Annotated in this window: 19 protein-coding genes and 1 pseudogene; 8 read left to right on the top strand and 12 right to left on the bottom strand. The window is 70.2% G+C overall.

The window, feature by feature from the left end; all coding sequences use genetic code 11:
* Positions 1-16 precede the first annotated feature (16 nt).
* Together AB0H57_RS11050 and AB0H57_RS11055 are read right to left on the bottom strand one after the other, a co-directional pair.
* On the bottom strand, positions 17-4,321 hold the full coding sequence (locus AB0H57_RS11050) for a CHAT domain-containing protein (RefSeq protein ID WP_357505022.1): 4,305 nt from the start codon (positions 4,319-4,321) through the stop codon (positions 17-19).
* A 7-nt stretch (positions 4,322-4,328) separates the two neighbouring features.
* On the bottom strand, positions 4,329-4,709 hold the full coding sequence (locus AB0H57_RS11055) for a CU044_2847 family protein (protein WP_357505024.1): 381 nt from the start codon (positions 4,707-4,709) through the stop codon (positions 4,329-4,331).
* A 453-nt stretch (positions 4,710-5,162) separates the two neighbouring features.
* Here AB0H57_RS11055 and AB0H57_RS11060 point away from each other — a divergent pair, with 453 nt between their 5' ends.
* Positions 5,163-5,714, top strand: a complete 552-nt coding sequence (locus AB0H57_RS11060; protein ID WP_357505026.1) for a hypothetical protein — start codon at positions 5,163-5,165, stop codon at positions 5,712-5,714.
* Positions 5,715-5,961: 247 nt separating this feature from the next.
* Here AB0H57_RS11060 and AB0H57_RS11065 read toward each other — a convergent pair whose 3' ends face one another.
* Positions 5,962-6,231 carry a winged helix-turn-helix domain-containing protein gene (locus AB0H57_RS11065; protein ID WP_357505136.1) on the bottom strand — a complete coding sequence of 90 codons (270 nt, stop codon included), beginning with the start codon at positions 6,229-6,231 and terminating at the stop codon, positions 5,962-5,964.
* 629 nt (positions 6,232-6,860) lie between these two features.
* The gene (locus tag AB0H57_RS11070) at positions 6,861-8,321 is read right to left on the bottom strand and encodes a S8 family serine peptidase (protein WP_357505028.1); all 1,461 of its coding nucleotides are present in this window, start codon (positions 8,319-8,321) and stop codon (positions 6,861-6,863) included.
* Between the two features lie 278 nt (positions 8,322-8,599).
* On the opposite strand from AB0H57_RS11070, the gene AB0H57_RS11075 reads away from it, so the two are divergent.
* Both AB0H57_RS11075 and AB0H57_RS11080 read left to right on the top strand, forming a co-directional pair.
* On the top strand, positions 8,600-9,247 hold the full coding sequence (locus tag AB0H57_RS11075; protein WP_357505030.1) for a hypothetical protein: 648 nt from the start codon (positions 8,600-8,602) through the stop codon (positions 9,245-9,247).
* A 64-nt stretch (positions 9,248-9,311) separates the two neighbouring features.
* Complete coding sequence (locus tag AB0H57_RS11080; RefSeq protein ID WP_357505032.1) at positions 9,312-10,568, top strand: peptidoglycan DD-metalloendopeptidase family protein; 1,257 nt, start codon at positions 9,312-9,314, stop codon at positions 10,566-10,568.
* Positions 10,569-10,953: 385 nt separating this feature from the next.
* Here AB0H57_RS11080 and AB0H57_RS11085 read toward each other — a convergent pair whose 3' ends face one another.
* Positions 10,954-12,078 (bottom strand): M14 family zinc carboxypeptidase, encoded by a 1,125-nt coding sequence (locus AB0H57_RS11085; protein WP_357505138.1) that lies wholly within the window; start codon positions 12,076-12,078, stop codon positions 10,954-10,956.
* A gap of 824 nt (positions 12,079-12,902) precedes the next feature.
* Between AB0H57_RS11085 and AB0H57_RS11090 the strand changes: the two are divergent.
* A pseudogene (locus tag AB0H57_RS11090) lies at positions 12,903-13,358 on the top strand (glycoside hydrolase family 18); the annotation flags it as partial.
* A gap of 15 nt (positions 13,359-13,373) precedes the next feature.
* Here AB0H57_RS11090 and AB0H57_RS11095 read toward each other — a convergent pair.
* Together AB0H57_RS11095 and AB0H57_RS11100 are read right to left on the bottom strand one after the other, a co-directional pair.
* The gene (locus AB0H57_RS11095) at positions 13,374-13,793 is read right to left on the bottom strand and encodes a RidA family protein (protein WP_357505034.1); all 420 of its coding nucleotides are present in this window, start codon (positions 13,791-13,793) and stop codon (positions 13,374-13,376) included.
* On the bottom strand, positions 13,793-14,617 hold the full coding sequence (locus tag AB0H57_RS11100; protein ID WP_357505036.1) for an NAD(P)-dependent oxidoreductase: 825 nt from the start codon (positions 14,615-14,617) through the stop codon (positions 13,793-13,795). Before AB0H57_RS11100 ends, AB0H57_RS11095 begins: the two co-directional genes overlap by 1 nt.
* 82 nt (positions 14,618-14,699) lie before the next feature.
* Here AB0H57_RS11100 and AB0H57_RS11105 point away from each other — a divergent pair, with 82 nt between their 5' ends.
* From AB0H57_RS11105 to AB0H57_RS11120, 4 genes are all read left to right on the top strand, one after another.
* Positions 14,700-15,596, top strand: a complete 897-nt coding sequence (locus AB0H57_RS11105; RefSeq protein ID WP_357505038.1) for a LysR substrate-binding domain-containing protein — start codon at positions 14,700-14,702, stop codon at positions 15,594-15,596.
* 252 nt (positions 15,597-15,848) lie between these two features.
* The gene (locus tag AB0H57_RS11110) at positions 15,849-16,709 is read left to right on the top strand and encodes a PhzF family phenazine biosynthesis isomerase (protein ID WP_357505040.1); all 861 of its coding nucleotides are present in this window, start codon (positions 15,849-15,851) and stop codon (positions 16,707-16,709) included.
* Between the two features lie 141 nt (positions 16,710-16,850).
* Positions 16,851-17,819, top strand: coding sequence for a helix-turn-helix domain-containing protein (locus tag AB0H57_RS11115; RefSeq protein ID WP_357505042.1), 969 nt, complete (start codon positions 16,851-16,853; stop codon positions 17,817-17,819).
* A complete protein-coding gene (locus tag AB0H57_RS11120; RefSeq protein WP_357505044.1) occupies positions 17,816-18,241 on the top strand; it encodes a nuclear transport factor 2 family protein in 426 nt (141 codons plus the stop codon). The genes AB0H57_RS11115 and AB0H57_RS11120 overlap by 4 nt, the downstream gene beginning before the upstream one ends.
* A gap of 85 nt (positions 18,242-18,326) precedes the next feature.
* Here AB0H57_RS11120 and AB0H57_RS11125 read toward each other — a convergent pair whose 3' ends face one another.
* The 5 genes from AB0H57_RS11125 to AB0H57_RS11145 all read right to left on the bottom strand — a co-directional run bounded on the left by AB0H57_RS11125 (position 18,327) and on the right by AB0H57_RS11145 (position 25,684).
* Positions 18,327-18,806 (bottom strand): cupin domain-containing protein, encoded by a 480-nt coding sequence (locus AB0H57_RS11125; RefSeq protein ID WP_357505046.1) that lies wholly within the window; start codon positions 18,804-18,806, stop codon positions 18,327-18,329.
* A 155-nt stretch (positions 18,807-18,961) separates the two neighbouring features.
* Complete coding sequence (locus AB0H57_RS11130; RefSeq protein WP_357505048.1) at positions 18,962-19,405, bottom strand: SRPBCC domain-containing protein; 444 nt, start codon at positions 19,403-19,405, stop codon at positions 18,962-18,964.
* 14 nt (positions 19,406-19,419) lie between these two features.
* Complete coding sequence (locus AB0H57_RS11135; protein WP_357505050.1) at positions 19,420-19,782, bottom strand: helix-turn-helix domain-containing protein; 363 nt, start codon at positions 19,780-19,782, stop codon at positions 19,420-19,422.
* On the bottom strand, positions 19,779-20,240 hold the full coding sequence (locus AB0H57_RS11140; protein WP_357505052.1) for an SRPBCC domain-containing protein: 462 nt from the start codon (positions 20,238-20,240) through the stop codon (positions 19,779-19,781). The genes AB0H57_RS11135 and AB0H57_RS11140 overlap by 4 nt, the downstream gene beginning before the upstream one ends.
* A gap of 170 nt (positions 20,241-20,410) precedes the next feature.
* Positions 20,411-25,684, bottom strand: a complete 5,274-nt coding sequence (locus AB0H57_RS11145; RefSeq protein WP_357505054.1) for a PxKF domain-containing protein — start codon at positions 25,682-25,684, stop codon at positions 20,411-20,413.
* Positions 25,685-26,049: the final 365 nt, after the last annotated feature.

Below are 26,049 nucleotides of genomic sequence, written 5' to 3' on the forward strand. Positions count from 1 at the left end.
CACGAAGCCTGCGGAGTCACCCGGTGGCCCCGCCGTCGCGGTCGCGTTGGAGCTGCTGCGAGTCAAGACTGGTCAGGGCGTCGGTCAGCATGGCCTGGAATTTCTGCGGGTTGATCGCCGCGAGCTGGCGGTACAGGGTGACGGCCTCGGTGGTGGCGGCGAGCGCCTCGTCGTTCCGGCCGCATTCCGCGAGGCCGTCGCCGAGCGTGTGCAAAGCGTCGGCGAGGGCGGGTTGAAAGACCTGGGGGGTGGCGATGACGTGCCGACGGTAGATGCTCACGGCTTCGACGAAGGCGTCGAGGGCCTCTTGGCGCTCACCGCGGTTCCACCGGTTGACGCCGAGACTGCCCAGCGCCTTCGCGAGGTCGGGTTCGAACACGGAGTTGGCCTCGATGAGTCGGCGGAACAGGCCGACGGCCTCGGCGGCGGCGGCCGAGCCCTCGTCGTACCGGCGCATCTGACAGAAGTGATTGCTGAGGGCAGTCAAGGCGGTGGCGAGAATGGGACCGATGACGGCAGGGTCGTCGGCGACGATGTCACGCAGCAGGGTGGTGGCTTCGGTGCACAGGTCGAGGGCGGTCTCGTCATGGCCGAGCTCCGACCTGATGATGCCGAGGTTGTTGAGTGCCCCGCCGAGCCGGGGCGCGAACCTGGACGGGTCGGTGGCGGCCAGCCGACGATAGATTTTGACGGTTTCCGTGGCCGCGGTGAGGGCTTCCTCGTGCCGACGGGACATCGACAGGCGGCTCGCGAGGTTGGCCGTCGCCGCCGCGAGGCGGGGGTTGAGGGCGTCGGGGTCTCGTGGGGCGATGCGGCGCAGGATCTTCACCGCCTCGGTGTCGGCGGCGAGTGCCTCGTCCAGCCGGCCGAGATCCATCAATCGGTTGCCGAGGTCGATGAGGTAGCCAGTCAGCTCGACGAGGTGTTCGCGCTGGTTCTCCGAGGCCAGCATTCGCTTCAGGTCAACCGCCTGTTGACAGTAGACGAGCGCCTCTGCGCGGCGCCCCCGGTTGGCGAGGTTGTCCTGTAGCTGGTGGGCGATGTGGGCCACTCCCGATCGCGCGTTCGGGTCGCCGAGGCGTACGGCCTCTCGCGTGTGGTGGTAGGCCTCCCGAAGGTCGGCGATCTTCCCGTCCAGGGGTTGCGGCCAGGACAATTCCCGCCACCGCCAGTAGGCCGCCGCGGCGTGATGGGCGGTCACCAGCTGCCGCCATGCGGTGGCAGGCTGGCGGCGTTGAATCTCGCTCGCCGTCCACCTGTGCATGAACGCGAGTCTGTCCTCGCCGGTCGCGGTGACCGTGATCAGGCTGGATGCGGCGCACGCACTGATCAGCTTTTCGAGGTCGAATCGGGTGCGCGCCCGGGGCTTCGGCCGGTAGGCCAGGTACGGAGCGAGCTTGGCTCGGATCGGTTCACTGAGCCGTGCTGGATCCAGGTCATGCACCGAGAACCCGGCCTCACGGGCGATCCGGTCGATCTCAAGGTAGTTGTCGAACCATTCCTTGGTACCCCCGGCTGAACTGTCCGGCTCGCCGATCTGGTACAGCAGGGCGTTCTTGTCGACCGGCACGCGGTAGACGCTGACGCCGAGCAGGAGCCGGTGCGCTCCCGGAATGTGTGACAGCCCGGCGAGCAGGTCGTCCAGGAGGACGTCGTCGGCGGCGAGCGCCGCCGCCTCGGCCAGCGCCGCATCCAGCGACTCGTGCTCGGCCAGGTACCGGTCGATGTCGTCGTCGGGCTGGCCGAGTCGGTGCAGGCGATCGGCCACGGTGTCCACCAGGCGGAGCAGGACGTCGGTGAAGCGTGCCTGTCCCTTCGCCAGTAGCGCGTCGACGTACTCCAGGCAGCGTGGATGCCCCCCGATGGCCCGCCAGAGCTGCACGATCCCGGCCTCGTCGAGTCGGTCCAGCTGGGGCAACGCCCAGACGAGTTTGAGGGTCTCCGCGTACGACAGCGGTCCGAGCGCATGGAACCGCAACGCCCGCTCGGCCCGGTTGGGCAGGACGAAGCGGTATCGGGTGGTGAACAGGAGCCGTCCCTGGCCCGGGGTGGCCGCGAATTCGGCGAGCAGGGCGGCGAGTTCGGCGTCGGCCAGCGGGCGCGCCGCGTCCGTCGTGTCGATGGCGAGGTTGTCCTCGAAGTTGTCGACCAGGACGACGGTGGGCGCCAGCGGGAGCACCTGGTCACGCAGCACCGCGAACCGTTGCCGCCAGGTCAGGTCGCCGTCACCGGCCCGGGCCAGGGCGCGGAGCACGGCATCGCCGGCCCAGGGCGGCCGGTGTGCCGGCCCGAGCCGACCGGCGTACGCGTCGACCAGGGAATCCAGGAACTGCTCGGCGCTGGTCTGCCGGGCCACGACCGCGACCACCAGGGTCGGGTCGGCGTCGGTCAGTCGGGCGACGAGTTCGTCGGCGAGAGTGGTCTTTCCTACCCCGCCGAGGCCGTGCAGCACCAGGCCGGCCACGCCTGGTGAGCGCAGCTCATCGGGGTACCGGCGCTGCTCCCAGCGGCGGCCGACCACCTCTCCGGTCTCCCGACGGAGAACGCCGGCTCTCGCCTCGGGCGGCGACGAGTCGAGCTGCGGGCTGGTGGGGTCGAGCAGCGGCACGGATCCGGAGCCCGCCGACAGGCTGAGGACGGCCCACTCGTCCAACTCGGCCAACCGGTGGTCCCGATCGTCCACGCGCGCCAGCTCGCGCTGCACGGCGGTGCGTGCCTCGGTGACGGCGGCGACAGCGTCGGCGTCCGCGGTCGAGGCCAACAGGTCATAGATCCGGGCGAACGCGCGGGTCGCGTAGATGTCGGTGATGGCGGTCTGCGTGGCGATCACCGCGGCGGCCCCGCTGGCCAGCAGGCGTGCCGCGAACGACGGCTCACCGGTCGCGGTAGCCGCGTCGGTGTGACAGGCGGCCAAGGCGACAACCGGTGGCATCCGCCCGGGTGGGATCGCCTCGTCGACGAACTGCCGGGCGGTCAGCGGTCGGGCCTCGCCCTTGTCGTTCTCGAACACGAACGATCCCGGTCCGCCGTGTCCGGACAGGTGCAGTACGTGCGCCGGCCATTGGCGTAACGCCTCACGGATCGCGGACGTGGTGGCGAAGTGCACGATCCGCACCTCGGCCCGCCCGGCTCGGGCTCCGCGCACCGCCTTGAGGACGTTGCGCAGTTCCCGTTCGTGGTCGAGCGGTCCCTCGCGGCCTTGGAGCGGTGACGAGATCGCCACCAGGATCCGCAGCGGCCCGGCGGAAGGTGGCACTGTCGCCGCTTCGGTTCGCCGGTACAGCCGGACGAGTCCGTCGAGTACGACGGGCCGGTCCTCGCCGGGCAGCCACAGGGTCTCCCAGGGCAGGTGGCCCAACTCGCCGGCGGCCCGGATCCCGAGGCGCAGCGGAACCCGCCGGGACCGGGCTGCCGCGAGCGCCGCCGCGAGTTCCGTTGCGAGGGATCCGGGGAGGAAGGACGAGGCCAGGAGCCGGCCGACGTGCTCCGTCTCGGAGATCTCCACCTCGGCGGATGCCGGTGCGGGTTGACGCGACCCGGCCAGGTGGTTCCGGTGCCGGCACCACCGATCCACCGCCGCACGTAGTAGGGGGCTCTCCCCCGGATGGGCAGCGGACAGGGCGATCCCGGCGCCGGTGAGCCGTACCTGGTCCTTCTCGACGTCCAGCGTCAGGTCGATGACGTCGCCGGTCCACGCGCTGCGCCGCACCGGCGGCTCCGCCAGCCCGGACAGCAGCGGCAACAGGTTCTCGATCCGAGCCAGCCAGACCGAGTCCCTGGCCCAGCCGTCGGCGGAGTTGTACCGGGCGGAGACGACACCGACCACCGCGCCGTCGCCCTGACGCCGGACGGGAGCACCGCTCATGCCGCGCAGGACCGACGGGGATTGCATCCGCCCGAGGGGGATCTGGTCGTCTCGGGTGGTGCCGCCCTCCATCGTGCCGCTGGCGTCGAGGAACCGGTGCGTGTGCGCCGGGTCGTTCAGTTCGACGACGCCGGTGACGATCACCGGCGACCGTTGCGGCTCGCTGTCGGTGGGCGCCAGCGCCTCCACCGACTGGGGAAGTGCGCCCTCGATCCGCACCAGGGCGAGGTCGTGCACCGGATCGATCCGGACCGTCCGGCCCGGTACCGCCGCGCCACCCGCCAGCGGATCGACCCAGACCGGCTGGCCCTGCTCACCGGCCCGGACCGAGTCGATGACGTGCCAGGCGGTTGCCAGGATCCCGGGCGCGATCTGGAAGCAGGTGCCGGTCGGCTCACCCTGTTCGCCGGACAGAATGCGGCCGAGGAAGCCGGGTACCCGCGGGTCGGCGCTCACCGGCGCCTCAGTCGCGTGCCGCGGCCTGGTCGCGATTCGGCGGCGGGATCTCGGGCTGTCGACGCGCCCCGACGGCGTACGTCAGCCGTACCGTCAGGGTCGCCTCGCCGGATCCGCCCGCCACGATGACGTTGCCTTGCACGGAGAACTTGATTCCGAACTCGACCTCGATGCCCTCCGGGCTTGCCGCCCGGCGGGTCAGTTCGTCCGCGGTCTCCATCGTGGAGGTGGCCACCGCCACGATGGCGTCCCTGGCCCGGTCGAAGGCGTCGACCACACGCTCGCGGGCGGCGTCGGTGCGGGAGGTCGGCTCGGAACCGGCGACCTGGACCACCTCGACGAGAAGTTCCCTGCCGCCCACCCGCATCGGTACCGCTGCGACCGCCACTGACGCCCCTTCCGAATCGAGCCATCCGATCCTGTGGTGGCCGGTCGGCCACGTCCGGTAACTGTAGTGGGTTGGCAGATGCGGTTGCAGCAGTGACTGGGCCTGGTTCGGCGCGGCTGTCCGCGGCTGCGGCGGGTCAAGCGGCGCTCCGGCCCGGCCACCGGGTTTCGGGGCAGCCACCGGCCGCCGGCCGTGTCCGTCAAGTGACGTACGCGATGGGGCGCTGGACCGCCCTGGCGTGACCTGCGTGAGAAGCGGTTCGCTGCACCGTCCTGGGCATCGGCCCGTGACGCCGTCGTCGATCAACCCCACCTGGGCGGCAGGTCCGCCTCGGGAACCGCACAAACGCGGCCGCTGGCCGCACAGCGTGCAAATGGGCGCAGCCGAGCCGAACTGCCCACTCGGACACCGCGCCCGGTGCGTACGCCGCGCGGCAGGGGGTACCCGCCGGGCATGGCGCGTTACACAAAGCCCGAGCTGCGGGAACAGTTGAAGGAAGAGATCACGGCGTCTGACCGGGGCGGCCGGCCCGGACAATGGTCGGCGCGCAAGTCCCAGCTGCTCACCAAGGAGTACCAGAAGCGCGGCGGCGGCTACCAGGGTCCCAAGGACGAGCGCCAGCAGTCCCTGCAGCACTGGGGCGAGCAGAAGTGGCAGACCCGCAAGGGCACCACCCGGGCCCGCCACGACGGCGAGACCGACCGCTACCTCCCCGAGCAGGCGTGGAAGGAGCTCTCCCCCGAGCAGCAACGCGCCACCGACGCCCGCAAGCGCAAGGAGTCGAGATCCGGCCGGCAGTACGTCCCGAACACCGGGCCGGCCAGCCGGGCGCGCCGCGACGCCGCCGCGGCCGTGTCACTCACCGAACTGCCGGTCGCCGAGGCCACCCGGCACGTCCGCGACCTGGACACCGCTCAGCTGAAGGCGGCCCTGCGCGCCGAGCGCGACGGAAAGGGCCGAAAGACCCTGATCCAACGACTCCAGTCGGAGCTCGACCGACGCTGAACCGGCCCTGGGCCACGGACGGTGTTCCGGATCCCGCTGGTCGGCCCCCGGCACGGCACCCGCCGGCAAGACCGGGACGTCGCACCGCAAGGCGGGACTACGGGTCATGCGTGGGCTCCTGCAAGCCTGACGCGGCATCGCTGCGTCGAACACGCCGGACGTGCTGGACGACTGCGTGGCGGACGCCGCGCTCGGGCTGATCATCAACCCTCGTCCTCGAAGCAGATCCACGCGTCGCGCTGCGCCGCTACCGTTTTCCCGCCGGCCACACCTCCTGCCGCCACGTCGCGACCGCCGCCACGTCAGGCTCGACGGGCCGGTGCGCCGGGACCTGCACCGACCAGCCGATGCGGTGCAGCAGATACGAGGTGCCGCGCAGCGTGTACCGGGTGCGGAACATCCGAGCGATCAGATCCGACACCCGCGCCAGGGTCCACCGCTGGTCCTCGCCGAACCCGTGCGCGGCTGGCCCCTCGTTTAGGGCGTCGGCCAGCCGCCGCAGCCGGGGCTCGTCCAGGCGGCAGCGGGACCCACCGCGACCACAACGGGGTGCACTGGACCGAGTTCAGCCGCGGCGGCCACTTCGCCGCCCGGCAGCACCCAACCTCCTCGTCGGCGACGTGCGCGAGTTTCTTCCGCACGCTCCACTGACGGCACCCGGCCAGGCCGGCCTCTCGTCGCCCGGACCGCCCGAGCCGGGCGACGAGACCACACGTGTTCCGAGGTCATCCGAAGCCTGGGAATGTCCCTCCGGTCCGCGGCCGACCAGCCGACGCCGTTGCCGCCATGTGGGGCGCACACGCTCAGGTGCTATCCGCCGCCGAGATGTCCATCGGACTGCGCGTAGCCGGCACCACCCGCAACGACGTTCGCGCCGCCCTATGGAACGAACGCAGCCTGGTCAAGGCGTTCGGGCCGCGCGGCCACGTACACCTGTAACCGACACTGACCGCACCAGGACTACGGTGGCGATGAGCGACCAGGGCACCCTCCGACCGCCTCCGGCGCCTCGTCGGTGGCGAGGAGTCGTCCCCGGTACTACCTCATGAACGCCGCGGCGTACGTTTCGTAGCGGTCCTGGTCGTCGATCGTGTCCGGTGATGGCGCCGGCTGAACTCGCTGCTGCGCCGGTGGGTCGATCGGCCGTCAGGCGGGTGTCGCTCCCAGCCGTACCGCGGCGGCGTACACGTCGACGAGGCCCGTTCCCTTGTCGACTGCGATGGTGTAGGGCCCGACGGTCTGGTACGGCGCGCCGTCCGTGAACTTGTACGCGGTGGCCTTGAGTGCGTCCTCGATCTGGGCCGGGGTCGCGTTCGGCGCGACCTGGAACAGTTGGGTCACGATGCCCACGACATGCGGAGTTGCCATCGAGGTTCCGCTGATGGTGTTGAACGTGCCGACGTCCAGCGGCCCGGGGCCGTTCTGCGGGTCCAGACCGGTCGAGCAGATCGGCAGGTACGGCCGGCAGGCCGAGGTGATGTTCGATCCGGGTGCCGAGACGTCCGGGTAGGTCTCCGGGTGCCCCGCCGCGCCGCGGCTGGAGAACGTGGACACGCCACCGTCGCGGGTGCCGGTGCCGCGGTCGTCGTAGGAGGCGACCATGACAATGCCCGGAGTGGGGTCCTGACCCGCAGGGTTGGTGGCGCTGTTGTCCGGGCCGTCGTTGCCGGCCGCCCACACGGTGACGACACCCTCCGCGGCCAGCGCCCGCTGGAACTTGACGGTCGCCGAGTTCGGATCGAACGCCCCACCGCCGCTGGGCCCGTACGAGTTGTTGCTCACCTTGATCGGCGGGCAGCCCGCGCACGGGTTCTGGTGATGCTCGAGCACCCAGTTCAGCGCACTGTCCGCACCGAAGATGCTCAATCCCGCGCCAACCGACAGGCTGATCAGCGTGGTGCCAGGGGCAGCGCCGTGCAGCCGGGTGCCGTCGGTGAGCGTCGTGTCCCGCCCGGCGACGATCCCCGCCACGTGCGTGCCGTGCCCGCCGGCCGACAGCGTGTCGGTGTCGTTGGTCGCGGTCAAGTCGAGGAAGCACGAGTCGTTGGGGAGCGGGACCGGCAGACCCAGGTCGGTGAGCGGGCCGCAGATGTTCTTCAGGTTGCGCCTCACTGCACTGGAACCGTCAGCGGTGCGGAAGAACGGGTGCGTACCGTCCACGCCCGTGTCGATGATCGCCGCCGACACACCGCGGCCGTCGACCGGCCGTCCCTGCCCGTCGCGCAGCTCGGCGCGCGCCTGCTCGCCTCGGGTGGCCACGTTCGAGGTCGACAGGTGCAGCCGCAGCGGCTGGTCACCTTCGACGTACGTCACACCGGCGTGACCGCGAACGGCCGCGATCTGCCCGGCGGTGCCGCGCGCAACCGCGACGCCGATCTTGTTCCAGGTTGTGAGGAGTTTGAGGCCGGTGTCGGCGACCGCCTGCCGGGCGGCGCCGATGCTCGTGCCGTGCACGAACACCGGGATCGTGCCGGAGGCTGTCGTCAGCGTCCGCGCCAGTGAACTGGATATCGGGGCGAGCGGGTTGCTCGCCTGCACCGGCGCGACCGGCGCGACGAGCGCGGCCGCAAGGACGCCGGCGATCAGGAGGGGGGTGGTTCGAGGCATGAGGGGCCTCCTCTGGGAGTGTGTGTGTCACACCTATCTATGTTCAATATCGGCGATCACCAAGCTTTCGCAACACGGCTGGGCCCTCCGAAGTTCCAGGTGTTGTTCCCGCATCTGGGTGAGCGGCGGCGTCTGCTGATGGGGGCCGAGGCCCGGATGCTTGGTGACGGTGGGATCAGGCTCGTGGCGCGGGCGGCTGGGGTCGCGGAGAGTACGGCTGAGCACGAAGGTGCACCTGGCCGGGGGCGATCGTGGGTCGGTCGGCTTACAGTGTGGGAATGTGGGAGTCTGTCGCCGCGTCGGTAGCGGGCATGATGGGCGCCGTGGCCGTGGCTGCCCCGGCGCCGCCACCGGCCCCTGCGGTGGACGCCACGCCGGTGCTGACGTCGACACCGTTCGGCGCGCTTCCCGCGCAGGGGGTGACCCACACCGTCACGATCTCCGGCAGGGGCACCCTCACGGCGACGCGGGTTACGTTCACCACCACGGCTGATCTCGACGGTGTCATCGCCCAAGCCGAGCCGGGTCGGTGTGCAGCATCCCCTCGTATCGTCGTCTGCGACCTCGGTGACCTGCTCCTGGGTGCCGCCGCAGCGGTGCCGCGGATCACGATCACCGGGCGCATCCGCCCGGGTGTGCCGCCGGGCACGGTGGTCCGCAACCGGGTCGGTGTCACTTCGGCGGAGTCCACCGCGACGGATCCCCAAATCGCCAGCAACGCCTATCTGCTCCCGGGCTCGCCGGCCACGGCCACGGAGCCACCGTTGGAGTCGCCGGCCGTGGCCAGTGAGGTCCGGCCGCCCGGACGGTCGCTGCGGATGCCGGCCGTTGCGGCGGTGGTGGTCGGCGCGGTTGCGGCGGGCACCCTGCTGACGCGTCGACGGCTGCGGCGGCGTCACGGCCTTCCACCCCCCGGCCGGCTGTAACGACCAGGCACCAGGATCCGATGTAGCAGAGGGACGGGAACGGGGTCGACGGCAGGAGTACGTCATGAGCGAAGGGTGGTGGAGGCAGGCCACGCTGGCGGCCGTCGCCGGGGCGACGCTGATGGTGACATCCTTCTGCCTGGATGCCGGGGCGGCGACCGCCGGGGCACAAAGCTCATCTGTGCAGGGTCCCCTGCCGACCCTGCCGCCCCTGCCTACCCTGCCGCCCCTGCCTACCCTGACTACCCTGCCGGCCCTGCCGAGTCCGTCGCTGACCCTGCCGTTGCCACCGGTCAAACCGCCGAAGGTGACGCTGCCGCCCATCAAGTCGCCGACGGTGAAGCCGCCGCCCGTCCCGTCGGCCACTGCATCGACCCGACCGACTGCGTCACCCGCGACTACTCCCCCGACCGCCGGCAAGCTACCGCGGGCGGGCGTCCCGGCCCCGCCCGGCAACGACGGGCCGATCGTGAGCCCCGGATCGGCCCCTGCGCTCATCGCTGGCGATCCCGGCGCCGACCTGTATCCGCAGCCGCCGGTGGACGCCGCCGTCACCCCACAGGCCCGCCAGGTCGCCGAGCTCAGCGACGTCCAGCACCGGATTCAGTACCTGGAGAACATTCTCGCTCGGACCCGCGATGACCTCACCAAAGTGCAGCGCGGGCCGGACCCGGTGCTGCAACTGCTGACGACCCTGACCGCCGGCGGGAATGCGGATGCGCCGCCCTTGGCCGTGGCGGACTCCGCGGATGTGGTGGACACCCCCACCGGTCGCGCTGTCGCCCTGTCCGGCGCGATCACCTCCGGCCAGGCCGAACTCATCCGCCGCCGGACGCAGGAGGCGCGGCTGCGGCAGGACATCAACCGCCGCATCCGCCCGGTGCCCGCCGTAACGGCACCCGCCCGCACCGTCGCCAGGGTCGGCGGGGGCCCGCTCGGGCGTCCACTGTCGGGACGGCTCACCAGCAGGTACGGCACCCGTTTCGACCCGTACTACCAGGTGTGGCAGCTGCACTCGGGTGTGGATCTCGCCGCCCCGATTGGTACCCCGATCCGCGCGGCCGCGGCCGGCCGTGTGTCGCGCACCGGCTGGTATGGCGGCTATGGCAACTACACCTGCATCGACCACGGCAGGGCTGACGGGCAGCGGCTGTCCACGTGCTACGGCCATCAGTCCAAACTGATGGTGTCGCCCGGTCAGCGCATCCGCGCCGGCCAGGTCATCGGACTGGTCGGATCGACCGGCGCCTCCACAGGTCCCCACCTGCACTTCGAGGTACGTCTCGGCGGCCGACCAGTCGATCCGCTACCTTGGATCTGAGCCGCACCGTCCTCCCGATGGGGACGCAGGATCGTCGGCCGGTGCCAGGGCCACCGAAGGAACTCGAGGCTCTGGCGCGACGCCTGCCGAACCAGCGCGCAGTCCTGACGCGCTCGGCCGTTCCGACGAGCGCGAAGGCCGCCGTGTCTTCAGGATTGGAGATGCGGATGCTGCACGCGAGCCTGGACAACACCATGCCCATCTGGTTGGCCATCTGGACCGGTGGTGCTTGCTCGGCGTGCGGTCCCAGATGCGCGCAGCCCTGGAGATCTTCCACAACCGGCAACGCCGCCATAGCTCGCTGGGCAGCAGCAGCACCTGTCCGTCGGGGCTGGGCCGACGTCGTCCCGGCCGTGATGGCCGGGGCGACGTCGGTACCCACCTGTCAGCTACGCGGGACGTTCATCCGCTCGGGGATGAGCTCGTACTGCGCGGGGTCGATATCATCCAGCGTCCCGTCGGTGATCGAGCCGATGATGCCGACCAGACCATCCTCGACCTGCTTGGCCAGCATGCCGTGCTGCTTCTGGCCCCAGGACTGGGTCTGTCCACGCGTCTCGAACAGGATCGTCGCGCTGCCGCGCAGAGCGAACGAACCGAGCGCGGTGCCGGGCAGGTTGGTGTCCTGCGGGTAGAGCGTCACCTTGCTCTGCGGCGAGTTACCGGACTGGAGTGCGTCGTATGCCGCGACGTTGACCCGGCGGGACGCGTCGTAGTTGAACTTGGGCCAGTTGCCATGCTGAGCGGGGTCCGAGATGAAGCGCCCGGAGATCGACAAGCTGGTGAAGTCGTCCATCCCGACGCCGGTGTAGCAGGCCGCCTGGTTGTGCAGGTCGGCGAAGACGTCGACGGTTCCGAACTCCTGCTCCAGCGAGCGGTACACCTCACGGGCGGTCTGCGCTTCCGGGGTGATGTACCAGCCGACGGAGGCGCTGTTACCCGGGAAGTCGCCCGGCTGGGGAACGTAGTCGAGGTTGGGATTGAAGTCGCGGTTCACGTCGAACCCGCCAACTCGGGAACTGTAGTTCCAGGCTGGCCGTGCACCGGCGAGCTGCGGGAAGTCAGCAACGACGTCGGCCCAGGCTCGCGCGTTCTGCCTGGTGTCCAACTCGCCACCGTCGGGGTTGATCTTCGGTACGGCGACGACGGTGACCGCCTTGCGGATCGCCGTGGATCGCTCGGAGTTGTTGCCGAGCTTGCGGAGGAGGTCAAGCAGGGCCGCCGTGCCGTGCATTTCGTTGCCATGGATCTGGCTCTGGATCAGGACAACGGTGTCGCCCTCGCCAACCCGGGCGGTCCAGATTTCGCGGCCCTGGTTCGAGTAGCCCGCGACGTCGACGCTCACCTTGCCGCTGCTCGATTGTTCGATCTGCTGGAGGCTCCGCCGGAGGTCCTCATGACTGATGAAACCCTCGATCGATTTGTTGCCTGTTTCGTTTCCGCAGTGAGACTCGAGGGGCTGAGCCGCTGCCGGCCCGGCTGCTACCACCGCTACGCCTGACACGCCCATGAGTGCCGCGGCCGCGACCGCGAGGTGGCGCTTGGCTCGACTTCTTGGCGATGACGTAATTGCTCGGCGCACGAGAATTCCTCCAAGGTGGACGGCAGATCGTGCCCGCCACCTAAGCACACGTTCGGGCGGTGATCAATAGATCGACCCGGGCCCGGCCTTGGCGGACCGGGCGAAGCAACACCGCTTAGCTATCAGCGAATTCACAGCAGAGCAGGGTCAAATAGGGACGTTTGCGCCGACGCGGCACTACTCGCTGATCACCTTCACCACGCCGTCGGTCGGGGCGGTCGATCCATCAAAAAATTGGGGCGCACCCCGCAGACCGCGCCGCGGCCGTCGAACGACGACCAGCGTCCGGTCCGCGATACGGCTGGGGAAGGGTCCGGGGATGCTCTGGCCAGCCCCTCGACCTGGTGTCGTCACCCGGGGCCACGGTGGCGTCAACCCGGCAGCAGAGCATCAGGCCGGCTCTCGCACAATAATTCGCCCGGCCGGCCGCAGACATCTGGCGCCGAAGCGGTTGCCCGACGTGTTCTCCGCGAACGGAAGGCGACACAGGAAATGCGTTCTGGGACCACCGGCGAGAAGTGCGACGACCATAACTTCGCGCCTGCCTGAGGTTTCCCCGATTTCTGCTGAACTCGATGGCTGCGTCAGGCCGCCTCTTACTCGTCCGGGGATTACCGGTCAAAACCTTTGTGGACACCTCGGGTGTTGTGCCAGCCCTCAACAGCGGCGAAGATCGCATCCTCGGCTTCGCCACCGGACGCGGCATCAGTTGCGAAAGACCAGTTCGTTTATTCAGGGTGGACCAGAGGACCTTCGGGCTCACCATGGCACCGGAGACCGCGTACGTCACCGGTGGCAGCGTGACCTACGGTTCCATCTGGGGTGCCTACCTGCCGGTCATCAAGAAGTACGCCGACAACGGCCGGCTCTGGTGGCTGAACATGCAGTACTACAACGGCAGCATGTACGGCTGCGCCGGCGACTCCTACCCGGCCGGCACCGTCCAGGGCTTCACCGCGCAGACCAACTGCCTCAACGCCGGCCTGGTCGTGCAGGGCGTCACCATCCGGGTGCCGTTCGACCGCCAGGTCCCAGGGCTGCCCGCCCAGGCGGGCGCCGGTGGCGGGTACCTGTCACCGAGCCAGGTGGCCCAGGCGTGGAACACGTACCAGGGCGGCCTCAAAGGCCTGATGACCTGGTCGATCAACTGGGACGGGGCGAAGGGGTGGACCTTCGGCGACAACGTCAAGGCCCTCCAGAACCGATGACGACGACGAGTGTCGCTAGTGTTCTGCGGCGGACCGAGCCACGGCCGTTACCTCGACCTCGAGCACGGCGCCCGCCAGAAAGAGCCTGCCGACCTCGACCGTGGTGCTTGCCGGCGGCGGCGTGCCCGGGAAGAGGGGACGCCGGACGGCCCCGTACGCGGGAAGGTCGCCCAGGTCCGTCATGAAGGTACGGATGTGCAGCACGTCGTCGAAGCTCGCGCCGTGCGCCGCGAGCACGCCGCGCACGATCTCGAAGATCCGCTCGGCCTGAGCGGCGGCGTCTCCGGGAGCGACGACCTCGCCGTCGTCGTCGACGGCGACCTGTCCGGCGAGCATCAGCAGCGCGCCGTCGCCGATGTCGAGGCGGGCGACGTGGGCGAAGCGGTCGCCGAACGGGGCCGCGACGGATGCGGGATTGTCCAGGGTGAGGTTCATCAGGAGTCCTTCACGGAGTCGGCAAAGACGAGGGAGGAGATGTCCGCGTCCTGGTCGGGCGCGGCTCGCATCAGGTGGAGGGCTGCCTCGAGGGCGGGAGACGACGCCGAGCGGCGCAGTGCCAGCCGGGCGTCCTTCGCCGCCAACGCGACCGCGAACGACGCACCCGGCGCTCCGGCGCGTTGAACAGCTCCGGCGAGGGGTCCACGTCCGAGCACCTCGAGGGCGGTTTGCCGGTCGACGCCGAGCGCCCCGGCGACGGCCAGCGCGTCCCGCAGCCCGGCGACCGCCGTCACCAGGCCCGTGTTCGCGACGAGCTTGACGGCCGCTCCGGCGCCGATCGGGCCGCAGTGGCGGACCGTACCGAGCTGTTCCAGCACCGGAGCCGCGCTCGCCACGGCGTCGGCGGCGCCGCCCGCGAAGATCGCCAGGGTGCCGGTCTCGGCGGCGTTGACGCTGCCGGCGACGGGGGCGTCGAGGAACGACACGCTGGCCGGGAGACGACCGGCGACCGCCCGGACCTCGTCCGGCCCGATGGTCGACATCTGCACCACCACCGTGCCCGGACGCAACGCGGTGGCGGCGCCGTCCGGTCCGAACAGCACCGCCTGGACCGCGCCGGCGTCGGTGAGCATGACGATGACGACGTCGGCGCCGTTGACCGCGCGGGCCGGGCTCGTGGCCACCGCCGCGCCGTCCGCGGCCAGCGGTTCCGCCCGCGCCGGGCTGCGGTTCCACACCGTGACGTGGTGGCCCGCGGCGAGGAGGCGGCGCGCGATGGGCGTACCCATGTGTCCGGTTCCGAGGACCGCGATGATCTTCACGCCGGTAACGCTAGGCGGCCATCATCGATGCCGCCAGCGAATGTTTCGCATACCTGCCATGCGTGGCTAGCATTCCAACCCCATGGACACTCAGCTGCTGGACGTGTTCCGCGCCGTCGCCGGGCAGGGCTCGATCACGACCGCCGCCCGCGCCCTGGGCTTCACCCAGTCGGCGGTGTCCCGTCAGATCGCCGCGCTCGAGGCCGACGTCGGCGCGAAGCTGTTCGACCGGCTTCCCCGCGGCGTTGCCCTCACCGCGGCGGGCCACGCGCTGCTCCCGCACGCCGAAGCGGTCCTCGACCGCCTCGCCGCCGCCCGGCGTGACCTCGATGACCTGCGCGGACTCGGCCGGGGCCGGCTCCGCGTGGGCGCCTTCCCGACCGCGGTCGCGGCGCTCGTGCCCCGGGCGATGGCATCGTTCCGCGCGGCGTACCCAAAAATCGGGCTGTCGCTGGTCGAGGGCGTGACCCCGCGGCTGTTGGAGCGCCTGCTCGCGGAGGAGGCGGACGTGGCCGTGGTCAGCGCCTCGCCCACCGACGAACTGGACCGCGAACGCTTCGACCTGCGACATCTGCTCGACGAGCGGCTCCTGGTCGCGGTCGCACGCGACCACCGACTCGCGCGCCGCCGCACCGTGCGCCTCGCGGAGCTCGCCGAGGACGCGTTCGTCGTGGGCTCGGCCACCGCGGAGAACAGTCTGCTCCGCGCCAGCCTGCCCGCGGGCTTCACGCCACGCGTCGACATCGTCGCGGCCGACTGGACCGGCAGGCTGGGGTGCGTCGCCGCTGGACTGGGGGTGGCTCTGGTCCCAGCACTGGCGGTGCGCGGCACCCCACCGGACATCGCCCTGCTCCGCCTGCACCCCGACGACGAGTCGGTACGGCAGATCTTCACGGCGACGGTACGGGCCAGGACACCGGCGCCGGCGGCCACGCGTTTCCTGGACCACCTGCGGGCAGCGGCTGTCGGCCTCGGCTGACAACCTGGGACGGCGACGGCTTCTACCACCTGCCGACGGCCAGCAGCGCGATCAACCCGCAGTTGGCGTACCCGTTGAGGGACGTGGGGACGCTCTGGGAGGGCGCGGCCGGCGCACCAGGGCGCTGGCCGCCGCGATCGGCTCAGCCGCGTGCCTACGCCCGCCGCCGAACGCTGCTGGCAGCCGCCGCATGACGGCTGCCCTCCTCCGGGTGACCTGCCAGCCCGGGCCGCCCGCCTAGAATCCGTCCTCATGGAGATCCTGCGATACGCCGCGTTCAGCGCCGACCCGGCCGGCGGCAACCCCGCCGGTGTGGTGCTGGATGCCACCGGCATCGGCGAGGCGGAGATGCAGCGGGTGGCGGCCGATGTCGGGTACTCCGAAACGGCCTTCCTGGTGCCGGGCCGGCACTCGCATTTCACGGTGCGCTATTTCAGCCCGAAGGCCGAGGTTCCGTTCTGCGGCCACGCGACCATCGCGTCGGCTGTCGCCCACGCCGAGCGGCACGGTCCGGGGGTGCTGCTCCTGAACACCCGCGCCGGCCTGGTCGAGGTCTCCACCACGGTGCTCGCCGACGGCACTGTCACCGCCACCCTGATCAGCGTCGAACCGCGGACCAGACCCATCGCCGACGGCGATCTCGCGGCGCTGCTCGACGCGCTTTGCTGGGTGCGGGACGACCTCGACGGGGCGCTGCCGCCGCGGGTCGCCTTCGCCGGGGCCTGGCATCCCGTCGTAGCCGCCGCGAGCCGGCAACGCCTGGCCGACCTGGACTACGACATGCCCGCATTGGCCAGCCTGATGGCCCAGCATGACTGGACGACCATCAACCTGGTGCACCGCGAGTCCCCGCTGGTGTTCCACGCGCGCAACCCGTTCCCGCCCGGCGGCGTCGTCGAGGACGCCGCGACCGGCGCGGCGGCCGCGGCCCTGGGCGGCTACCTGCGCGAGATGCGCCTGGTGCGGCCGCCCGCGACGGTCACCGTTCGGCAGGGGCAGGACATGGGCCGGCCGAGCCGGCTGACGATACGGATACCCGCCCAGGCCGGAACCGGGATCGCGGTGACCGGCACCGCCGTCGCTCTGTCGCACACCCGGTCCACCGAAGCCTGACCAGGCCGTCGCGGCGCTCGGTGGGCTGGCACCGGTCCTGCTCGATGCCGGGGCTCGCGGCGCCGCTCGGCCCTCAGCTGATGTGCGGATTGCGCAAGGACTGTCAGGTGGAGCGGCCCCCGTCAGCGACAGAATCCTCCTGTGCCAACCCTCATCCGACCGGACCGCCTTCGGCAGTTGCTCGACGCCATCGTCGACACGCTCGGCGCAGAGCCAGACGGCCCTGCGGCGGCGGACCGGGTACACCTGAGCCGCTTCCACTTCGACCGTCTCGTCAGCGCCGGAGTGCGGGAGGCGCCCGGCGCGTTACGCCGGCGGCTGCTGTTGGAACGGGCGGCATGGCAACTGAGCCACGGCATGAGCGTCACCGAGGCGGGCTTGCGCGCCGGGTACGACTGGACCGAGTCGTTCTCCCGCGCTTTCAGCCGCGCTCACGGCATCAGCCCGAGCGGCTTCCAGGCGTCCGGGCGCGATTTCCGCATCGGTGCCCCGAACGGGGTGCACTTCCATCCACCCGATGGAGTGCGTCTCCCGGCGACTGGTGAAGAAAGTGGCGCGATGGACCTCACCGACCGCCTGCTCGACCACGATCGGTGGTTGACCGACCAACTGATCGAGCGGGCCGCGTCGCTGCCGGCCGCGACGCTCGACCGGGAGATCAGACCCGGCCACGTCGTGCTGGCCTTCGACGGACCCGAGCAGACGGTACGCGCCATGCTGGACCGGCTTGTCTGGACCAAGGAAGTGTGGACCGCGGCCATGATGGGCCACCCGCTGCCGGATGAACCCGACCGCAGCGTCGGCGCTCTCCGGGCCCGGCATGCGACGTCCAGCGCCCAGTTCCGTGGACTGGTGCAGGGCATCCGGGAACGCGGCGAGTGGGACGACGCCTTCATCGACGCGCTGTGCGACCCACCGCAGACATTCACCTTCGGCGGGGCGGTCGCCCACGTGGTGACCTTCTCGGCGCACCGTCGGCAGGTCCTCCTGTCGGCGCTCGCCGAACTCGAAGGAGTGACCCCGGACTCCGGCTGCCCCATCGAGTGGGAGCGGCTGCGGATGGCCCGGTACCCCCACGCCATATCGACTCTGAGAGGGACGACACCTTGAGCAACCCGGACACCGTCAACAGCAGCCGCCCATCGGCGGCCGCTGCGGTCACCTCCTGGTGGCAGGCGATGCAGGCGGGAGACCTTGCCTCGATCGCGGCGGCAACGCTTCCGGATCACATCTCCACGGGCGGGCCGGAGGGCCGGACGGTGGGTCGTGAGCCGCTGCTGGTGATGGCCGAGGCATTCCTCGCGGAGGCATCGATTCAGCACTGGTCGGTCACTGCGCTGGAGGTACGCGAGCACGGGGACGTCGCGGTGTGCTCGTACGAGTGGGCCGAGCAAGGGGTCGTCAACGGCGCGCGTTTCGAGCTGCGCGGGGTCGCCACGGACGTGCTCGTCTTTCGCGACGGCCGCTGGCACTACCAGGCGCATCATGTCGGCCTGCTGGATCGCCCGATCGACGCAGGCCAACCGGCGTGAGCGGTCAGAGAACGGGGGCCGCGGCACGGCCTCGTGCGGCGGCCGACGGGCATGTCCGTCGGCCGCCGCACGGGCACACGTCAGCTCAGAGCCAGTATGTGTCGTGGCGAAGGAAGAACTCGGTTCGTTCCTCCTCGGTCATGGTCGCCAGCCCGGCCAGCCCCTCGAAGTAGCCCTCTCGAGGGGCGCCCGGCGCGAAGTGCAGCAGCATCGAGGCGGGTTCGCCGGACTCGTTGCGGAACGCGTGCACCGCGCCCTCGGGCACATGCACGAAATCGCCGGGCGCGGTGTCGATCCAGCGTCTGCCGTCGTAGATGCGTACCGAGCCGGCCAGGATGAAGAACGACTCGGAGATGCTGCGGTGGAAGTGCGGTGCCGGGCCGCTGGGCGTCGGGCCCATGTCCCAGCGGTAGAGGCCGAACTGGCCGTTCGTCGTGGCGCCGGTGGCCAGGTAGTGCGCCCCGCCCTCGTTGGCGTGGCGCAACTCGGGTTCGGTGTCCGCCGGGCGGTACGTCGCGTTGGTTTCCCCGGTGGCCCCGACGTACTGCGGCGCGGGATATGTCACTGCAGTTCTCCTTTGACGACCATGGCCTACGCCCTTTCCATGGGCTGGTGGCGCGGAATGACGATGCTCACCTTTCTCCGTCCGTCCGTCGCCCACCATGTCCGCCGGGTGTGACAGTTCTGCCCGCGACACTCAGCCTCAGCGGTGCCTCCGGGTCAGTGCCAGTCGCTGATCCGCACGTCGCGCGGATCGGGCGCGCCCTGCCCGGTCTCCAGCAGTTGCTTGAGGCTCAGCAGGTAGACCGCCCACTTGGTGCTGCAGTGGTGCATGAACTCCACCGGCTCGCGCCAGCCCTCGTGCCGGAACAGCACGATCGTCCAGTCGGCGTCCTGGCGCAGCTCCCACCGTACGGTGGTGCCGATCCATTCCGGCGGCCCGTCCACGACCTCCCAGCGGACGAGGCGGCCGGGGTCGAGTTCGAGGATCTTCATGTCGAACCCGCCCGGCCCGAACCGGAACTCGATCACACCGCCGAGGTCGGTCTCCCCCGTTGTCTTCTCGGTCCACCAGCCGGACAGTCCGTCCAGGGTGGTGAGTGCCGCGTACACCTGCTCGGGCGAGGAGCGTTCGACGCCGATGCGGTGCAGGATGTCTACCATTCGGGTGTTCCTCTCTACTGCTGGTTGTCGGTGCCGTTCTTCGCGTCCTTGTCGCGCTGGATGGTTTCGGCGATGCGCTTGATGCGGCGCAGGCGGGAGTCCCAGGCGGCGCCGACGTCGGCGAGTTGCGCCACGGCTCGGGCGAGCTGGGTCTGGTCGACGCGGAACTGCTTCTCGCGGCCGGCGGTGGTGGCGCGCACCAGGCCGACCCGGTCGAGCACGGCGAGGTGCTTCGCCACCGCCTGCCGGGTCACCGGCAGGTGCCCGCTCAGGCTGGTCGCCGTTCCGCTGCCCTCGCGCAGCAGCAGGTCGAGCATCCGGCGCCGGGTCGGGTCGCCGACGGCCGACCAGAGGTCGTCGTCGACCAGGGTGCTCACGCGCCCGCTCCGACCTTCGCGGCGTACGTGGGCAGCCGGGGCAGGTAGTAGTCCCAGCCGGTGACGTGCTCGGCGTACTCGGCGGCGATCTTCGCCTCGTCCCAGCCGCGCTCGCGGAAGCCGCGCTCGGTCATCCGCAGCAGCGTCCCGGTCCCCGCGGGTTCCAGCTCGAAGACGACCAGGTACGAGTTGCCGGGGGCGGCGGCCTGCCCCTCCTCGTGGGTCCAGCGGAAGGAGAACAGGCGGGGCGGCACGGCGTCGACGACCTGGAACTGCACCCAGATGCCGCCCTGCGCGGGGTCTCCGAAGCCGATCCGGCCCGCTCCCCCGGGCACGGCCGGGTACTCCGCCTCGTCCGGCCACCACTCGCGTAGGTGCTCGGGACTGCTCACCACGTCGAAGACGACCTCGGGTGAGGCGTCGATGTGGATCTCCCGCTCGATCGTTCCGTGCTCCATGCCGGCCACCTTCCGCAACGTTTGGTTGCGCATCACCTTAGCCGGAAAGGGTCGGCACACGCAACCATTCGTTGCATGACGAGGTCGGCCCCGACGTACGCGGCCGAGACCGCCGCCGGCATGCGACGGAGGGGCCGCGAATGCAGCCCCTCCGTCGCGATCATCGACCGTTACTTCACCTTGAACAGCGCCGTCAGGCTCGACCCGTCACGCGTCGTGGCGATGACCGAGTAGCAGGCGCCGGGCGTGGCCGGGGTCTTCCAGTTGTAGACGAACTGGCCGGCTGTCGGGTCGTACCTCAGCGACGTGGCGCCGCTGGCGCCCGCCTCGATCTCGTCGGTCTGCGCGCCGGCGGTGCAGGTGACCTGCTTGGCCGTCATCGTGACCAGCGCCGGATCGGCCAGCTCGGTGGCGCCCGAGTAGACCTCGAACTTCAAGGGCACCGTGCTGCCGCCCTTGACCAGGTTGACGAGTCCGTCCATGCCGACCGGGGCGTGGAAGCCCCTCAGCGTCCACGGCAGCACCGTGTACGTCTGGGTTGCCGTACCCACGTTGCCCGCGGCGTCGGTCGCCGTCGCGGTGAGCGTGTGCGTGCCGACGTCCGTGCGGTAGCCGGTCACGACGCAGCCGGCGGGACCGGAGGTGGCGTCGCTCGCGGTGCACGTCGGCGCCGGCGGGACCGACCCGAAGTACCCGCCGCCGACCGTCGAGCTGAACGTGGCCGTCGGCGCGACCGTGTCGACCTTGACGGTGGCCGTCTTCACCTCCTCGACGTTGTTGCTGGTGTCGGTCGAGCGGAACTCCACCCGGTGGGTGCCCTGCTGGTCGACGAGGACCGGGGTGCCCGGGTATGCCGTCCACTGACCGCCGTCGAGGCGGTACTGCGTGCCGGCCACGGCGAACGCGTCCTTCGCGGTCAGCGTGAAGGACGGCACGCTGGTGTACCACCCGTTGTCGCCATCCGGTTCCGCCGGCGACCAGGTCAGCGTTGTCGTCGGAGCCACCGTGTCCGTGCCGACGGTGAGGGTCAGCGTCGTGCGGGTGGTGCCGGCCTCGCTGACGTAGTCGGGCAGGATCAGGTCACCGACGACGGTGTACACGCCGGGGGTGTCGACGACGCTCTCGTCGAAGTCCCAGTCGACACCGATGGCCTGGTTGTCCCGGGAGCCGTCGTTGTACGACACCTCCACCTTGCTAGGCAGGTAGGGCAGCTCGCCCACCTGCACGCTCTGCTGGAACGTCTCAGCGCCCTGGATCGAGATGCCGCCGGTGGACATCTCCGGCCGCACGTACACGCGGGCCTCGGCGATCAGGCCGTACGCGTCGTTGGTGCCGTAGACCGCGAACGGATCGACGTTGGGCTCGGCGACCATCTCGGGCGTGATCTGCTGCCAGTTGAACGCGACGCTGCCCCGAGCGCCACTGGCGTAGACCGCGTCGAGCGTGCTCGGCAGGGTCGGCACCTGGCCCACACCGGTTCGGATCAGCACCGGCGTGCGCACCGACTCGACGGTCTCGCCGTTGGCGCGCCAGCGCAGCACGCCCGTGCCCGCACCGCCGCTCTGCACGCCCCAGATGCGGATGCGCAGGTAGCTGGTCGTCATCGGCTGGAAGTTGAACCTGTTGTAGGCGTTGACGGCCAGCCCACCGGCGTACGTCGACCCACCGGTGAGGGTGACCGGCGTCCAGGTGGTGCCGTTCGTGGAGCTCTCGATGGCGTACGTGGTCGCCGTCGGTCGTCGGGTGCCGCCGTTGTCGTCGTACCAGTAGATGTCGGTGGACGAGAGCCGCACCGGTGCGTCCCACCGGTACTGGATCCATGCCGTGTTCGCGACACTGGTGCCGTTCGCCGGCTGGCCCCAGTTGCCCCAACCGTTGCCGGCGCCCGGGTTCGAGCTGCTCGGGGTGCTGACCTCGTTGACCCGCTGGTGGTTCTCCCAGGACGCGGTACCGCTGGTGGTGATCGTCGCGGACGAGCCGAACTCGGCGGAGGTCGCCCGCCTGGTGAGGGCTACCGCCACGCTCGCCTCCGACCGCTTCTCGCCGTCGTGGGCGACGATCCGGAACACGTAGTCACCGGGGACGGTGCCGGTCACCCGGGTCCTCAGCGCCTTGGGGTCGGAGAAGATCACTCCCGCTCCCTGCGGCGCGGAGACGGTCTCCCAGCCGAAGGTCAGCTCGGCGTCGTAGGGAATGCCGTCGTCGGAGGCCGCACCCACCAGGGTGGTGGAGAGGTTGCCGTCCGCCGATCCGTCGCGGACGGCGGTGACCACAGGCGCCTGGTTGGACACCGGCGGCACGTCGCGGCCCGAGTGGAACACCTGGATCTCGGCGATGGCCGTGTAGAGGCCCGGGCTGTTCGTGAACGCGATGCGCACCTTGTCCGACGTCACGGTCTTGAACAGCGCCTCGTTGAACTTAGCCGCCGGGACGGTCGGGTTCTTGAACTGGTTCGGCACCTCCTTCCAGCCGCCGTGTCCGTCGGGCACCTGGACCCACCAGCGTGCGGGTTCGCGGTATCCGCCGGCCTGACGGTCGCTGACGAAGGTCACCTTGACGTTGTCGAATGACTTGGCCGACCCGAGGTCGAGCTGGACGTAGCCGTTCTTCTCCGTGGTGCCGTAGTTGCCCCAGTACGGCTCGTTGGCGGTGACGCCGTCGGTCACGGCGGCCAGCGACACCGGCCGCTCGGTCTCCTTTGTCGCGCCCGGGGTGTAGTTCATCGAGGTGGTGCTCCAGCCGGGCGTGTGGAACTGCCGCCACGGGGTCGGCCGGGCACCCTGCTGACTGTACGACGAGCTCAGCGTGGCGCCCGTCGCCAGGTTCGGCGCGCTCTGGGTGAGGTCGACACCGGCCGTCTTGAGGTATTCGACGACGCGGTCGTCCTGGATAGTGGTGTTCACCGCGCTCGCGAAGCTGGTCCCACTGCCGGCCTTGAAGGTGACGCTCAGACCGGATTCGACCTGGACGTCGTTGCTGTTCGGGTCGTAGGTGAGCTTGCCGAGTTTGTCGGTGCTGACCTTCTTCTCGCCGTCGACGAACAGGCTGTAGCCGGCGCCGAGGCCGTACCTGCTGCCGTCGGGGTCCCAGACGATCGTGACGTCGTGCCCGTGGTAGCGCAGGTTGTTGGCCATGAAGTGGTCGTAGCCGAACTTGATCGGCCACAACTCGATCTTGTCGTCGGAGCGCGGCTGGAGGCCGGCCATGTCCTCGACGAAGATGTAGTTCATGTTCCCGAGCATCACGTGGTTCGGGTTGTTGCGGTTGTAGGTCTTCGCGGTCGGGTTCCAGTTGGAGTAGTACTCCGCCTGGTTCGGGGCCCGCAGGTCCGCGTTCGGGTAGATGCTCCAGGCCATCCAGTCCAGCAGGCGCTTGGCGTAGGCCGGGGTGATGTACTTCTGCTCCGGGTCGTAGTGGCGCAGCCCCGAGCGGACGCCACGGTACTGCACGGTGAAGTTGATGTTGGAGAAGTTGTTGGAGCCGCCGATGCCGTAGGCGGCCCGGTCGTACTGGTTGGCGGTGTAGAACGGGAAGATCGGGAAGTTGTCGCCGTAGGTCAGGAAGCGGTACCCGTCGACGTACTTCTGCCACTGGTCTTGCGGGATGAGGTTCTGGGCGTAGACATCGTAGAGGTTCGATTCCTTGGCCGGGATCAGGTTACGGGCCGACGTGGGCAACGGGTTGGGCCGGCCGTTGGAGCTGGCCGCGCTGGTGGCCCCGTACGACGTGCCGGCCAGGAACATCCGCATGTCGGGGCTCCACAGGCGGCTCAGGATCGAGTTGCGGATCCCGTCGGCCTGGCCGGCCATCGCGTCGACCTTGGCCTGGTCTGCGCCGGAGATCTGGTACAGCTGCCGGGCCGCGTCGAAGGCGCCCCACACGTACGCCGACTCCGGGCGTTCGATGGTCCGCGCGCCCGCTGCGCCGGCGTTGGCCTTCGGGAAGCCGAACGAGATCGCGTCGGCGTCGTTGCCCGGCATGTAGTTGGTGTCGTAGGCGATGAGCTTGTTGTCGTTGCCGTCGTAGTGCTCGAGCTGGCCGACGCCGTCGCCCTCGAAGTAGCCGGCGAACTTGCGCGCGATCTCCTTACCGCCGCCGTGCACGTTGTACGCCTCGAGCCCGGCGGTGCCGATGTACTGCGAGTAGTGGTTGTTCCAGCTGGTGTGGCCGGGGCTGTCCAGGAAGGCCGACGAGCCGGACAGCTCGCCGATGTTGAGGATCTGGCCGTACGGCAGGTACGGCGTGCGCAGCCACTTGGTGTCCTGCAGGTGCATCGGCTGGGTCAGCGCGATGGCGTTCTGGTAGAGGTTGGAGCCCTCCACCGTGGTCGGGTACTGGTAGGCGTAACCGGGCGCGTTGGCGTCCAGGCTGTTGTATCGCTCGCCCCACCAGCGGTAGACGATGGCCTTCTCCAGGGCGGGGTCGGGGACGTCGATGTACGGGACGTCCTGCGCCCAGCGGCGGTTGAACTCGGTGACGCCGGTGCGCACGGCATCGGCCGGCGACAGCGCGGCGTACTCCTGGTAGCTCTTGACCGTCTCGGGCAGCGTGGCCGAGGAGACGGCGCCAACCACCGACACCGACAGCGAGCCCCCGGCGGGCACGGTGACCTGGCGGTCGAGGTTGGTGCCGTTACGGGCGAAGTCCGCGCCGGTGAGGTCGATGGTGACGGTGTTCCACGGGGTGTCGACGAGGCCGTTGTTGGAACCGCTGGTGATCGTACGGGTGCCGGTGAGCTCGGCCGCGCTCTTTCCGGCCTGGGTGGCCAGTGGCGAGGCGGCGCGCACGGTGAACGTCGTCGCCGCGCTGCCGGGGTTGGTGAAGTCGATGGCGGTGACCGCGACGTTGTCGTAAGTGATGAACTTCGTCAGGTCCGCGGTGACTCCGGTGGTGCCGATCGTGTACCGGCTCCTGGCGTGGCTGGGCGCGTTGAACCGGCTCGCGCTGACCTCGGTGACGGTCTGCCCGGGCACGGTGACGGTGTACAGGTTGCCGAGGTTGTTGGGGCCGCCGACGTACGTGCTGCCGGCGAAGCCCATGACGGTGAAGTTGTTGTTGCTCGCACCGCGCAGGTAGAGGGAGCGGCCCCTGGTCATCAGCACCGCCGACCCGAGCGTGCCGCGGACGCCGAGCACCCGGTCGAGGTAGTAGTCCGTGCCGCCGGCGGCGAGGTCCTTCTCGAAGATCGACTGGTGCATGTTGCCGGCGGTGAACGGCACCCCGGGGGCGAGCTGCGCGGCGACCTCGCCGGCGTTGCTGTAGGTCGGTTCGCCGATCTCCATGACGTGGCTCTGTCCGTTGGTGTAGACCCCGACGTCGCTCTCATTGCCGGGCAGGATCGGACTGTCGGCGTGGGCCGCGGACGGTACGCCGACCACTGTGCCCACCACCAGCGCGGCCACCGCCGCCCAGACGGGCCCTCTCCTCTTACGTCTACTGATCATGGTCTTCCTCCGGATGGCGGTGTGGTGGGGGTGGCGGCCTCTGTTCCCGACGGCGTCCGGGCCGGACGTCGAGCGGCGGTGGCGGTGGTGCCTTGTCACGTGACCCAGGCCACTAGCGCCCACCTTCGCGCACGAAAACCTTTTCGGCAAGATGCCAAACAAGGCCAATTCGGCACTGCTGCGACTGGCGTGTCGGCGCGATCCCCGAAAAGGTTTCGGACAGCCAGGCAGCGCCTCCGGAAAGTGACCTGGAACTCCGCCGCCGCCCGGACGGCGGACGCCGGCGCCGAGCATGCCCGTGCCAACGGCGGTGGAGCCGCCCCGGCGGCAGGCGCCACCGGAAGCGGGCTCGGTAGGTGACGTCC

The organism is Micromonospora sp. NPDC050686 (genome assembly GCF_040654475.1).
Taxonomy (GTDB): domain Bacteria; phylum Actinomycetota; class Actinomycetes; order Mycobacteriales; family Micromonosporaceae; genus Micromonospora.